Origin of the sequence: Pedobacter nutrimenti (assembly GCF_032678445.1) — a bacterium.
GTDB classification, from domain to species: domain Bacteria; phylum Bacteroidota; class Bacteroidia; order Sphingobacteriales; family Sphingobacteriaceae; genus Pedobacter; species Pedobacter nutrimenti_A.
The window spans coordinates 235,938-249,390 of the sequence record NZ_JAVTSQ010000007.1 but is presented as its reverse complement, the minus strand read 5'-3'; the positions used below and the strand labels follow the sequence as shown (position 1 = coordinate 249,390).

10 protein-coding genes are annotated in these 13,453 nt (G+C 42.0%); 1 reads left to right on the top strand and 9 read right to left on the bottom strand.

The window, feature by feature from the left end; genetic code table 11:
* Positions 1-12 precede the first annotated feature (12 nt).
* Positions 13-3,021 carry a SusC/RagA family TonB-linked outer membrane protein gene (locus R2S08_RS14485; protein ID WP_316835841.1) on the bottom strand — a complete coding sequence of 1,003 codons (3,009 nt, stop codon included), beginning with the start codon at positions 3,019-3,021 and terminating at the stop codon, positions 13-15.
* 433 nt (positions 3,022-3,454) lie between these two features.
* Positions 3,455-4,471 carry a LacI family DNA-binding transcriptional regulator gene (locus R2S08_RS14480; protein ID WP_316835840.1) on the bottom strand — a complete coding sequence of 339 codons (1,017 nt, stop codon included), beginning with the start codon at positions 4,469-4,471 and terminating at the stop codon, positions 3,455-3,457.
* Positions 4,472-4,891: 420 nt separating this feature from the next.
* On the opposite strand from R2S08_RS14480, the gene R2S08_RS14475 reads away from it, so the two are divergent.
* Complete coding sequence (locus tag R2S08_RS14475; protein WP_316835839.1) at positions 4,892-5,506, top strand: DUF6266 family protein; 615 nt, start codon at positions 4,892-4,894, stop codon at positions 5,504-5,506.
* Between the two features lie 35 nt (positions 5,507-5,541).
* On the opposite strand, the gene R2S08_RS14470 is transcribed toward R2S08_RS14475, so the two are convergent.
* From R2S08_RS14470 to R2S08_RS14440, 7 genes are all read right to left on the bottom strand, one after another.
* The gene (locus R2S08_RS14470; RefSeq protein WP_316835838.1) at positions 5,542-6,993 is read right to left on the bottom strand and encodes a M28 family peptidase; all 1,452 of its coding nucleotides are present in this window, start codon (positions 6,991-6,993) and stop codon (positions 5,542-5,544) included.
* A gap of 54 nt (positions 6,994-7,047) precedes the next feature.
* Positions 7,048-8,019, bottom strand: coding sequence for a polyprenyl synthetase family protein (locus R2S08_RS14465; RefSeq protein WP_133783244.1), 972 nt, complete (start codon positions 8,017-8,019; stop codon positions 7,048-7,050).
* Between the two features lie 32 nt (positions 8,020-8,051).
* Positions 8,052-9,017, bottom strand: a complete 966-nt coding sequence (locus tag R2S08_RS14460; RefSeq protein WP_316835837.1) for a YpdA family putative bacillithiol disulfide reductase — start codon at positions 9,015-9,017, stop codon at positions 8,052-8,054.
* Positions 9,018-9,028: 11 nt separating this feature from the next.
* Positions 9,029-10,444 carry an MBL fold metallo-hydrolase gene (locus R2S08_RS14455; protein ID WP_316835836.1) on the bottom strand — a complete coding sequence of 472 codons (1,416 nt, stop codon included), beginning with the start codon at positions 10,442-10,444 and terminating at the stop codon, positions 9,029-9,031.
* A gap of 81 nt (positions 10,445-10,525) precedes the next feature.
* On the bottom strand, positions 10,526-11,542 hold the full coding sequence (locus R2S08_RS14450; protein ID WP_316835835.1) for a type I asparaginase: 1,017 nt from the start codon (positions 11,540-11,542) through the stop codon (positions 10,526-10,528).
* 6 nt (positions 11,543-11,548) lie between these two features.
* Positions 11,549-12,316 (bottom strand): TatD family hydrolase, encoded by a 768-nt coding sequence (locus tag R2S08_RS14445; RefSeq protein ID WP_316835834.1) that lies wholly within the window; start codon positions 12,314-12,316, stop codon positions 11,549-11,551.
* Between the two features lie 80 nt (positions 12,317-12,396).
* Positions 12,397-13,413, bottom strand: a complete 1,017-nt coding sequence (locus R2S08_RS14440; RefSeq protein ID WP_316835833.1) for an FKBP-type peptidyl-prolyl cis-trans isomerase — start codon at positions 13,411-13,413, stop codon at positions 12,397-12,399.
* Positions 13,414-13,453: the final 40 nt, after the last annotated feature.

The window sequence follows — 13,453 nt, the reverse complement described above, 5'->3', positions numbered from 1 at the left end:
TTCTATCTTGAATTAAAAACCAACATTTAAACCTAAAGTATATGTTCTCGGCCTAGGGTACAGTTTATAATCTATACCATCCGTTAGCTCAGGGTCTACCCCTTTATATTTGGAAACTACAAACACATTTTGGCAGTTTGCACTTATACGTAGCGTAGTATTCCTGTTTCTGAATATTTTTCCAGCATCGTAAGCCAGCCCCAGATTATCCATTTTCAGGAACGAAGCATTTTTGACATAATAGTCGCTTAGAAATGTATTGCTATTATTGGTAAAACCTGTATTCAGGAAATCTGCACCAGCGTTATTGATCACACCAGCAGGGCTCATAATATTGCTTCTTACTCCGAAATTCGAAGAAATGTTATCATAAACATAATTACCTATATTAGATCTAAGAACTGTACTTAAAGTCCATTTTTTATAACTAAAGGCGGTATTGAAACCCAAAATAACTTTAGGATCGGGTGATTTATAGAAATACTGATCACTGGAATTGATCACACCATCACTATTTAAGTCCTGATAGACACCTTCTAAAGGTTTTCCATTGCCATCATATACTTGTTTGTATACAAAAAACGCACCAGGCACCTGGTTAACAGCATTGTATTTTATGGTTACACCGGTTCCCCCTGTAATATCACCGGCACCCACTTTACTTGCAGGATCAGGATTCAAAGTTAAATTCGTTATTTTTCTTTTGTTATATGCTGCATTAAAACCAAAATCCCAACGGATATTATCTGTTTTTATAGCGGCAAAGTTTAAACTGAACTCTGCACCTCTTACATCCATATTACCCACATTAGTGAGAAGGGTATTGTTGAAATTTGTTCCTACCGAAATGTTTACTGTACTTAAAAGGTCTTTTGTTTTTTTATAGTAAACATCTATTGTTCCATATATCCTGCCTTGCAAAAAGCCATAATCCAGACCAGCATTATATGTTGAAGTCGTTTCCCATCTTAAATCCGGATCATAGGCCGAAGGCGCATAATAATCGTAAAAAGTATCTCCAATCTGGTACTGACCAGTTGTACTATTTGCATAATATTTAGCCAGATAACTATAATCACCAATGGTCTCTGCGTCAGTCTTTCCTGGTACACCGTCTTTATTTCCGGTTTTACCATAACTTAATCTCAATTTCAAGTCCGATACAGCTTTGCTATCTTTCAAGAAATTTTCCCCATTGATTTTCCAGGTAAGACCAACTGAAGGGAAATAGCCCCATCTGTTATTTTCAGAGAATTTTGAAGAAGCATCTGCACGCATCGTACCAGAAAGAATATACTTGTCGGCAAGTGTATAAACCAATCTTCCGTAATAAGACAATAATTTGTTCCTGTCTACAAAATATGGAAATTTTGGTGTTGTTCGTAAACCGCCTAAAGCATTATATTCGTTATAATTATAAGTAGTTTTTGAGTTATCATAATAACCATAACCTGCCGTTGCGTCAAAGCGACTCCGGATACTTTCCACATCTTTGGCATAATTCAAATAAAACTCAGAAACTTTATTGCTTGATGTATTCAAAGACTGAGTTACAGAACCAAATATTGGCGCACTCTGACCTGCATATTGTGGGATATAGATACTTCCTGAGCCTTTAGACACATCATAGCCTAAGTTCAAATTAGCATGTAACTCCGGCAAAAAGTGAAAGGAATAATCAAACTTTGCATTACCAAAGCTCCTCTGAGCTTTTCCATTATTATCCTTTAACCTGATTAGGGAAACAGGATTGCGCGGTGCATTAGGATTTAAACTTCCATCACTTCTTAACCATTCAAAATAATTCCCAAAGCTATTTGGGGTATTAACCACCTGGGTTGGATCAAACTGAAGTGCAGCTCCAATAGCATCAGCATTTGCAAAATGTGATTCTGTTAATGCCCCTTTTAGATTCAAGTCAATTTTTAAGTGATCAGTGAAAAATTTTGGAGAAATGGTAATTCCTCCTGTTGCGCGAGTAAATTTATCCGTAATCAATAAACCTTGCTGATCGAGGTAGCCCCCTGAAACGCGATAAGGTACACCGTGAAAATTACCCGACATGCTCAGGTTATTATCTGTAGAAAAAGTATTTCTAAAAATTTCGTTCTGCCAATCGGTATTCGCTTTTCCTAATAGAGAGACAAAGGTCTTCCCAGCATCATACTGTGCATTTGGATTGGAATTCACAAAACTTCTGATCTGATCTGCAGATAAAACATTCACTTTTTTAGCTACTGTTGCATAAGAATTGCTGGTACTGAAATTGATAACCGGATCGCCAGAACCACCTTTTTTAGTTGTGATCAAGATTACCCCGTTTGAGGCCCTGGAACCGTAAATAGCAGTTGCATTCGCATCTTTCAAAACAGTGAAGGTCTCAATATCGTTCGGGTTGATTAGTGACAAGGGATTCGGCGCATTATCAATGTTATTGCCACTGAAAGGCACTCCGTCAATAACAATTAAAGGATCATTACTGGCATTCAGCGAAGCACCTCCACGAATACGGATCTGGCTACCGACACCCGGTGCACCACTATTGGTGATGATGTTCACTCCAGCCACTTTACCCTGGATCAATTGTTCAGGTGTGGTAATTGCCCCTTTCTGGAAATCTTTCGAACTCACCGTTGTAATAGAACCGGTAAGATTTTTCTTTTCTGCTGTACCATAACCAATCACCACCACCTCATTCAGGTTTTGTGCATCTGGCTTTACTGAAAAATCTGAAGTGGTATTTCCAGACACAGAAACCGTTCGCAGCGTTGGTGTATAACCGATATAGCTCACGGTTACCTCAAACGAGCCATTAGAAAGCCCTGTTAAACGGAACTTCCCTGCGGCATCAGTTACTGTACTTTTGCCCAAACTTTTGATCTGAACAGATGCGCCGGGAAGAGGTAGCCCCGTCTCATCCAATACTCTTCCAGCTAAGGAGCTGGTTTGTGCCTTTGCTGCGAAAGTTGACAAGACAATTAGCAGGAGTAAACAAGGCTTAAGGAGGTAAAAAACTTTCATATTCTGAACTCGTTTTTAAGTGTAAATATTTGGTTAACAATCAGAGTGTATAACACTTAGGGTAAATTTACATTTGGCAACGATAATTCAAAATTTTATATTTTATTTTTTTCCAGCACCATATTTTATACTAAAAACAGCTTCAAAAAACCAAAAATATTTGCAAGTCAATTTAATTAAAAAATACACACTATATATTTTCAACATTGATTATCAATTAATTACAAACAAAAATCAAGATTTTAAGTGTATCTGATACACTAAGATGTTTTTGATGGTATTTTCGGGAACGATACCGGGAACGTTCCCGAAAATACTGACGATTAAACAAAAATGGTCAACATAAAAAACACAGAATTCTGCGCGTTTTAACAAAAACATCAAAAAAACTTAACAATAAGTGGTGATTTTCAGGGCTAAAAAAACCTCATTTTTAAGCCTTTTTTTCGGTCGATTTTCGCTTGATCAATTTAGAATCCAGTACCACTTTTTTATTGATATCTACTGAGTCCGGAGACTCCAGCATTTTGAACAAAAGCATGGCGGCTTCTACCCCTATTTCGGTAGCTGGCTGGGTAATCGTGGTTAAGGATGGATTGAGTAAGGGCGCAATCTCCAGGCTTGAAAAACCAATTACTTTTAGGTCATCAGGAATTCTGATCTCCAGGTCATAACAGGCATAATAAGTCGCAAAGGCCAAACGCTCTACCGAAGTAAACACCCCATCAGGCTTCAGCTCCTTCAGCATTTTCTTTAAAATGGTATTGTTTTTTTTATAACTGTTGCTGCAGTCTACAATCAGGCGATCATCAAAAGGGACATTATACTTCTCTAATGCATCAATATACCCCTGCATTCTGGTCTTTCCTATGGAGAGGTTTTTATTGATCACCAGGTAGGCAATTCTGGAACAGCCCTGTTTGATCAGGTGTTCCGCAGCAGAAAAACTACTGTCGTAATCGTTGGTGATGACGCGGGGGGTTACAATATCTTCGTAAACACGGTCAAAAAAGACCAGAGGCAAGCGTTTTTGTGCCAGTTCGTTCAAATAAGTATGGTCATTGGCCTCACCGGATACTGACATAATAATCCCATCTGCACGGCCGTTGTGCAAGTGGTGGATAAAAGAAACCTCTTTCTCATACTCATCCTCTGTGGCATAGATCAGGATATGATAGCCCTTCTCCCTCGCAATACGTTCTATTCCATGAATGGCCTGTGAAAAAAAGTTATTGGCAAGTTCGGGCACAATAACCGCAATTGTTTTGCTGCGCTGCTCCCGGAGGTTACTCGCATAGTGGTTGGGCTGATAGTTAAGTTCTTTGGCCTTCGCTAGTATCCTTTGTTTCGTCTCTTTGCTGATATCACTGTTGTCTCTAAACGCTCTTGAAACTGTGGAAGTAGACAGGTTCAGTGCCCTGGCCAGTTCCTTTATATTGATATTATGCATGCGTCTTCTTCATCCCCCGGTTTGCTATTTACTTATTTAGAGGTAAATATAATAGAAAAGTTACCTGGCAATAAAAAATAATGTGATATAATTTTCAGAAACCAAGAACAAATGGATGATGCTGGGATAAGTCTGGTTCTTCACAAGAAAAAGACTTCTTCACACCTTGTACACACTTCCGTCACAATTAACACACAAACAGGTACCTTTTTGTGAAGAAAGTGTGTCTAATGTGTGCATCATGTGAGGCTCAGCCATTAACCAGGACTAGACAGATCTGCAATTATTCTACTATAAGGTATACTATTCTCCATTGTATAAGTATAAATATTTCTACAAAAGAGAAATATTCCGTATATTACTAATTATAAACCAATTATAAATTTAAATTAAAAAATGGGTAGAATAAAAAAAGGGATTATGGGACCCTTCTCGGGAAAGGTGGGCACTGTAGTTGGGGCAAGCTGGCACGGAATAGACTATATGCGAAGTTTACCAACGACGAGTAACAAAAGCGCCTCGATACCTCAATTAGGGCAACGCGCCAAGATGATTTTATTAAGAGGCTTCCTGTTGGGTACTGACGAGATTATCAAACGCAGTTTCCAAAATTTCACGCAGGCGACGCCCATGAACGGGGCGCTTTCTTACAACCTCAAACATGCAATTACAGGAACTTGCCCTGACCTCAGGATAGACTTTCCAAATTTATTGTTCAGCAAAGGAGATCTTCATGGGGCATCCCTGCCAGAGGCTGCTTCTGTGGTCAGCAACGCTTTAGATTTCAGCTGGATCAACAGTAATTTTTCACCGATGAGTGCCGCAGATGATCTGGTTACCCTGGTGGTGTATGATCCGGTAGAAATGCAATTCTCAACACTCCTGGAGGCTGGAAGCCGCGAAGAAGAGATTGTTCGGATTGTTCTTCCTGAAAAATTCAGCGGGCATCGTGTACATTGCTACATCAGTTTTTTCTCGGAGCAATTTCAGATCAGTTCCACCAATCAATATTTGGGCGAAATTGAGGTTAAATAGAGCGTAAAACGTTCTATCTAACCACATCCTCTATCTTAGTCTTTCCACTTCCATTCGCCAGCAATCTTTAGCGGAAGCTCGAGGTTATTCTCCTTTAAAAAAGCTTTCAGTGCCTCATCAGATTGACGGGCAACAGGAATCACCGGCGTATTGGCCAGTGCATAAGCCAGCATAGCACTATAGCGCACGGTGTTTTTCAGTCCCTGTTCATCCACCAAACTGAATACATCGCCATTTGAATGGTAAAATTGCCCGGATTGGTTGGGCAACTCTCCGCCAAAACCGCCGCCTACAGGAATCCCCATTAACATAAAGGGTTCGTGATCACTATGCAGACCAGCTTCCGCCAGGAATGAATTCCGGAAACCAGTATCCAGTTTAATAATATCACTCCCCCATGAGGTGAACAGGTCTTTCATTTCCTTTCTGCTGCTCAAAAAGCCCTTAGGATCATTGACCATATCGTAGTTCAGCATAAACCTCACGTGGCTCAGTGTATTGGTTTTCAAGGCATCGGCTACATAAGCTTTAGAACCCAGGAGCCCCTCTTCCTCTCCCATAAACAATACAAACTCTACAGTCCGTTTGGTTTTCAACTGGAGTGCTTTAAATGTGCGGGCCATGTCGATTACAGCAAAAGAACCGATCCCATTATCAATAGCACCTGTAGCCAGGTCCCAGCTGTCCAGGTGCCCACCTACCACAATCTTTTCTGCTGGCAGACTGCTTCCTTTTAAACTGGCCACCACATTGCGGGCTTTGATCATTCCAGAGAAATTGGTCATGTTTAAACGGGCAAACCGAGCTTGTGTTTTCAGGCTCTCTTTTACTTTCATCCCGTCCTCCAGGCCAATGCAAACGGCAGGAATCGGGATCAGCTTCCCGGTAACGGATGCTGTACCAGTTAAAAGCACATTATTTTTTACCGTGTTGATCATAATAATTCCAACTGCACCATATTTGGTCGCAATAGCGGTTTTTTCTGAGCGGTGCAGAGAGGCTGTTCCGGCAGGAGATCCAGGAAGAACACCAAGATAAACCAGGGCAATTTTTCCTTTGATTTTATCCGCTGCCTGCTGATAGTCGGCTTCCAGTCCATTGCCCATATCCACCAGTTCTGCTTTTACATCGGCTTTGACCGGGGAGTGTGCCAGGGCAACAGAAGAAACTTTTTGCAATTGACCGGGACTGTTTCCTATGGTTGTTTCATTGCTGAGTCTGCTCCAGCTTTCCACTTCAAAAGGCTGATATTTCACTTCATATCCGTAAGATTTTAGCAGGTTATAAGCGTATGTTTCTGCTTTTGCGCCATTGGCCGAACCGGTTAAACGGTGCCCAATGGTTTCAGTAGCCCATTTAAGATTGGAATAAGCTTTAGAATGACTTTGAACTTCGGCATTGATGGCAGAAAAAGTACTGGAAAAATGATCCTGCGCAAAAACAGGGATACAACTGCATAGGAGCAATAAACTAAACAAATATTTCATAGATCAAATTTTTATGAATTAAGATTTTAGGCGGAGACTGAATGGGGCAAAAAATTATTTTTTACGCTCCGTAGTATAACGGACCAGTTGCTCCAGGCCTGTCCTGGCATCGCCAGGTTCAAAACTGTGTAGAATATCAAAAGCTTCCTTCTGGTATTCTTCCATTTTTTCATTGGCATAGCGGACCCCTTCTTTCCCGTTCACAAAATCAATGATCTCCTGGATCTTTACCGGATCGTCCTGATGATTTTTAACCAGGTTGATGATGCGTTTCTTCTCCGCTTTGTCCGAACGGTTCAGCGCATAGATCAGCGGAAGGGTAACTTTCTTTTCTTTAATGTCTATACCTATAGGTTTGCCTACGTCATCGGTTCCAAAATCAAAAGTATCGTCTTTGATCTGAAAGGCAATACCCACCTTTTCCCCAAAAAGACGCATCTTTTCTATTACTTCATCGCTGGCTCCGGCAGATGCAGCACCACAGGCGCAGCAGGAAGCAATTAAAGAAGCTGTTTTCTGACGGATCACGTCAAAGTATAAAGCCTCACTGATGTCCATACGCCGCACCTTTTCGATCTGGAGCAGTTCACCCTCGCTCATTTGCTTTACGGCTTCTGAAACGATTTGAAGTAAGCGGAATTCATTGTTATTGACCGAGAGCAGGAGCCCTTTGGCCAGGAGATAATCGCCGACCAATACGGCAATTTTGTTTTTCCACAAGGCATTAATAGAGAAAAAGCCTCTTCGCTCGTAGGCGTTGTCTACGACGTCATCATGGACCAGAGTGGCCGTATGCAGGAGCTCTACCAGTGCAGCGCCGCGATGCGTGGATTCGACAATACCACCGCATAATTTGGCAGCAAAGAAAACGAACATTGGACGGATCTGTTTCCCTTTCCTTTTAACGATATAATGCGTTATCCGGTCCAGTAACGGGGCATCACTGTGCATGGAAGCTTTAAACTTCTCCTCAAAAACCGTAATATCGGCAGCTATGGGTTCTTTAATCTGATCTATTCCCGGCATGCAGGTTCAAAAATGTTGTCCACAAACATAAATTAAATTCCTCTAATATGGGCAAAAATCTGCTCTGCATGTACTCTTGAGTTTTCTATGAACCATTTATGGGTATCCAGTCCGCCGCAAACTACACCTGCAACATATAAGCCGGGAAGGTTAGTTTCCATTGTATCAGGGTTATATGCCGGAACGCCTCCCTGTCTTTCTTCCAACAGTACGCCTAATCTTTTCAGCATATCAGCATCCGGTTTATAACCAGTCATGGCAATCACCCAATCGTTCTTTATGTCCAAAACCCCTTCTTCCGTTCTGATTTTTACGGAATTTTCCTCAACAGACAGCAATTCCGAATGATAATAGACCTTGATTTCACCTTCCTTGATTCTGTTCTCAATATCCGGGCGCACCCAATATTTCACATAAGAACCAATCTCTCCTTTACGGATCACGAGTGTAACCCTTGCCCCCTTTCGGTAGGCTTCGAGCGCAGCATCAATGGCAGAGTTGTTCGCCCCAACCACTACGACATCTTGAAATGCATACAAATGCGGGTCCTTATAATAATGGGTCACTTTTGGAAGCTCCTCTCCGGGAATATTCATCATCACCGGGGCATCGTAGAAACCGGTAGCAATCACGACATATTTTGTTCGGTATATTGCCTTAGTCGTGTCGACAAAGAAAGAGCCGTCTTCCTGCTTTCTTACTCCTTTAACGGGTTCAAACAAATGAATGTTCAAAGAAAATTTTTCCGTTACACGGCGATAGTATTCCACTGCTTCATTGCGGTTGGGTCGGGCATTAATACTTACAAAAGGAACACCGCCAATTTCCAGTCGCTGGGAAGTGGAAAAGAAGGTCATAAAAACCGGATAATTATACAGACTGTTCACCAGTGCGCCTTTATCCACGATCACATAACTCAATCCCGCTTCTTTAGCTTCTATGCCGCAGGCCAACCCGATTGGCCCGGCACCAATAATTAATACATCGTATTCGTTCATCAATGAACAGATTAAGCTTTCATGGCTTTAGAAGGGCAGGCAAAATCTGTCCTTTTAAGACCTGTCTGTTTAATTGCCCCATAGCCACCAGCAATATCGATCACCTGATCTATTCCTCGGGCTTTTAAAATAGAGGCTGCGATCATAGACCGGTAACCACCGGCACAATGGATATAATAGGTTTCGTCCGGACGGATTTCACTGGTCCATTCATTGATATAATCCAGCGGCCGGGTTAAAGTGGATTCCAGGTGCTCTGCTTCGTACTCTCCTGGCTTGCGCACATCCAGGACATGAATTTCAGGTCGCTGGGTCAGGATATCTTCGAAGGCTTCGGCCGAAATAGAGGTAATGGTATCGGTATCTTTACCTGCTGCCGTCCAGGATCCAATACCACCTTGAAGATAGCCAATGGTATTGTCATAACCTACCCTGGCCAAACGGGTCAGGGCTTCTTCTTCTTTTCCTTCTTCTACGATCAACAGCAAAGGCTGCTGCAAGTCGGTGATCAAAGCACCTACCCATGGGGCAAACTGGCCGTTTAAGCCAATATTCACAGAGGAAGGGATAAATCCTTTGGCAAAAACCTGCGGATCTCTGGTATCGAGCAATAAGGCTCCTGTTTGATTGGCCAATGCTTCAAACGCTTCGGGACTGAGCGGGTTTAAGCCTTTCTCAAAAACCTGGTCTACACTTTCGTAGCCATGTTTGTTCATGGAAGCATTTTTTGCAAAGTATTGTGGCGGCGGTAAAATGCCGTCGGTGACTTCTTTGATGAATTGTTCGCGGCTTGTCGCTTTTAGAGCGTAATTGACTTCTTTCTGATGTCCTAAAGTATCAAATGTTTCCTTGCTCATGTTCTTACCACAGGCAGAACCCGCGCCATGGGCCGGGTAAACCAGCACCTCATCGGGAAGGTTCAGGATTTTACTGTGCAGTGAATCATATAAAGTACTTGCCATATCTTCCATGGTCATATCGCCTTGCTGTGCCAGGTCCGGACGACCTACATCACCAATGAACAAGGTATCTCCGGAAAATATACAATAGGGTTTTCCTGATTTGTCTTTGAGCAGATAGGTGGTTGATTCTGGGGTATGACCTGGGGTATGCAGGGTTTGTATCGTGAGTTCACCTATTTTGAACTCTTCTCCATCGGCAGCAATATGTGCCGGGAAAGAAGTTTTGGCGGTGGGGCCATAAATTATCGTTGCCCCTGATTTTTCGGCCAGGTCAATATGGCCGGAAACAAAATCTGCATGAAAATGAGTTTCGAAGATATACTTGATGACCGCGCCATCCTTCTTTGCCTTTTTCAGGTAAGATTCTACCTCTCTGAGGGGATCAATGATCGCGGCTTCCCCATTACTTTCAATATAATAGGCGGCCTCTGCCAGACATCCGGTATAAATTTGCTCTATCTTCATAGCATCTGAATAATAAGCTATAAAAATACGGCTTATTATTCAGGAACACTGACATCTGAAACGAATTTACAGAAGTTTTACTTATACAGTGAGCTCTCCGCGAAGGGATTGCTCCATGAGTTTGGTGATTTCTGTCATTGGTAAACCAAGGCCCATCAGGTACATCAATTTGGTCACTGCGGCTTCAAAGGTCATGTCGTAACCACTAACCACGCCCATTTGTTGCAGCTTTTTACTGGTTTCATATTTACCAAGTTCTACCGAACCTACCTGGCATTGCGTAATGTCTACGATGACCTTCCCTGCATCTACAGCTTCCTGCAAGCTATCGATAAACCATTGGGCTGTAGTGGTATTTCCAGAGCCGAAGGTTTCCAGTACAATGGCGTTGACAGAGGATTGGGTAACGGCCTGCACCGCCTGAGGGGTGATACCCGGGTATAATTTAATGACCCCGATATTGGCATTAAAATCTGCATGAACCTTAAAAGCTTCCTTTGGTTGCTGCTGAATATAGTTCTTGTAGAAGGTTAAATGCACGCCTGCCTCTGCAAGTTTTGGATAATTAGGCGTCCGGAAGGCTTCAAATTTTTCGGAGTTGTATTTGATGGCCCGGTTACCCCTCAACAACTGGTAGTCAAAATAGATGCAAACTTCTGGCACCATGGCTCTACCTTGCTTTTTGGTGGCAGCAATTTCAAGGGCGGTGATGAGGTTTTCCTTGGCATCGGTTCTGATCTCTCCGATAGGCAACTGAGATCCAGTCAGCACAACGGGTTTGGCCAGGTTCTCCAGCATAAAGCTCAGAGCCGACGCGGTAAAGGCCATTGTGTCTGAACCATGAAGGATCACAAAACCATCGTATTGGGCGTACTTGTTCTCAATGATCCGGGCAAGTTTGGCCCAGATGTCCGGATGCATGTTGGAGGAGTCCAGAATCGGATCAAAAGAATGCACATCGAGCTGGTAGTTTAGGCGAACCATCTCGGGAACATTTTGCTGGATCTGCTCAAAATCAAAAGGTATAAGCGCACCAGTCTGCGGATTATTGACCATGCCAATAGTTCCGCCAGTATAAATAATAAGTAGTTTAGTCATTGACTGCTAAACTAAAAAAATCTTTCTGGAATTAAGTGTAGTAATATCAGCTATTTCATCAACAGAAATACCGTAGATTTCCGACAGCTTCCTGGCTACATAAATCAGGTAGCTGCTTTCATTTGGCTTGCCTCTGAATGGCACCGGGGCAAGGTAAGGTGAATCGGTTTCCAGAACGATATGCTCCAGAGGAACAAATTTTAGTACTTCATCCAGGCCGGCTTTCTTATAGGTCACTACGCCGCCTATTCCGAGGTAAAAACCAAGTTCAATGGCTTTGAGGGCCTGATCCAGATTTCCTGTGAAGCAGTGCAGAATGCCACGGAGCTTATCGTCTTTTTCTTCTTCCAGCACTTCAAAAACTTCATCAAAAGCTTCCCTGCAGTGGATGACGATAGGCAAGTCCAACGCTTTGGCCCATTTGATCTGTTCTTTAAATGCTTTTTGCTGGATACCCAGTGTGGTTTTATCCCAATAAAGGTCAATACCGATCTCTCCTATAGCATAGATCTTCCGGCCGGCTATACTGGTATAGATCTCTTCCAGTACAGTTTCAAAGTTTTCTTTTACATCACAGGGATGAAGCCCTGCCATAGCAAAACAATTTTCCGGGTAACGCTCTACCAGTTCATTGATCATCGCAATGGAAGCGACATCTACATTAGGCAGAAACAGGCGCTGTATGCCCTGATCAAAACAGCGTTGCAGGAGTTCGCTTTGCTTGTGCTGGTCTCTTTCGTAATAAAGATGGGTATGGGTATCGGTTAAAAGCATGGCGCAAAGATACAAAATAAAAAAGCCCTGTCTATACAATAGACAGGGCAATGGGTTATAGCCCGAAGGCGAAAGCCTGATTATTTTTTAACTGGAGCTGGTGTAGCTACAGCTGGGTTTACTGGTGCTGGCGGAGCTGGCACAGTAACCGCTGAAGGTTTTTTAATGTCTGTCAGTTCTACTTCAAATACCAATGGAGTATAAGGACTAATACCACCCTGAGGCATACCGTTCTCGCCATAAGCTAATTTAGAAGGGATAATGAAAGTAGCTTTACCACCTTTACCGATCAGTTGCAAACCTTCGTCAAAACCAGGGATTGCTCTTCCTAATGCAAATGCACGTGGACCGTACTGAGCCATTGGATTAAATTTACCGGTTTCTTTGGCAATTTTAGCATCGCTGGTATCAAATACGTTGTCTTTTCCGTTTGATTTTTTGGTGGTCAGTTTACCTGTGTAGTTCACCATGATGGTATCGCCAACTACTGGTTTTTGTGCGCTTCCAGGAGTGGTGATCACATATTGCAAACCAGAAGCTGTAGTTTGTACTTTCAGGTTATTGTCTGCAATAAATTTCTTGATTTTTCCTTCTTCAGATGTTTTGTGTCTTTCAACTGTTGCCTTATAGTCCTTCTGGAAGAAATCTTTGGCTTTGTTCTGGAAAGTAGAATCTGCTTCTTTTGGATCTTTGTGTAATACTTTCTCAATTTTAACGGTAAATACCAGGTATTTATCATTTTTCAGGTTAGCTGGTTTTGGCTGACCTGAGTGTTTAGCCATCGTATCTAAATCCAATTTGAAAGTTGCACTGTCACCTTCACCAAAAAGGTACAATACATCGTTCATATCACCTGCATATTGTTTTTTACCTACAGGGAAGATTTGAGGTTGCTCAAGATCATAGGTATTCGCCATCACTGAATCTTTTTCATTTTTTTGAATAAAGTTCAATTTAATGATATCACCTTCTTTGATTTTTTCTTTTCCTTCTGATTTATGTATCATGTACATTAAACCACCCGGTCCTTTTTTGTAGTTATTACAAGCAGCTAAACCAAGCGTAGCTGCAAAAAGAAGTACTAAAGTTTTTTTCATTGCGTTTTTTGTCGTTTTATTTTTTTATCGTTTTGTTTAT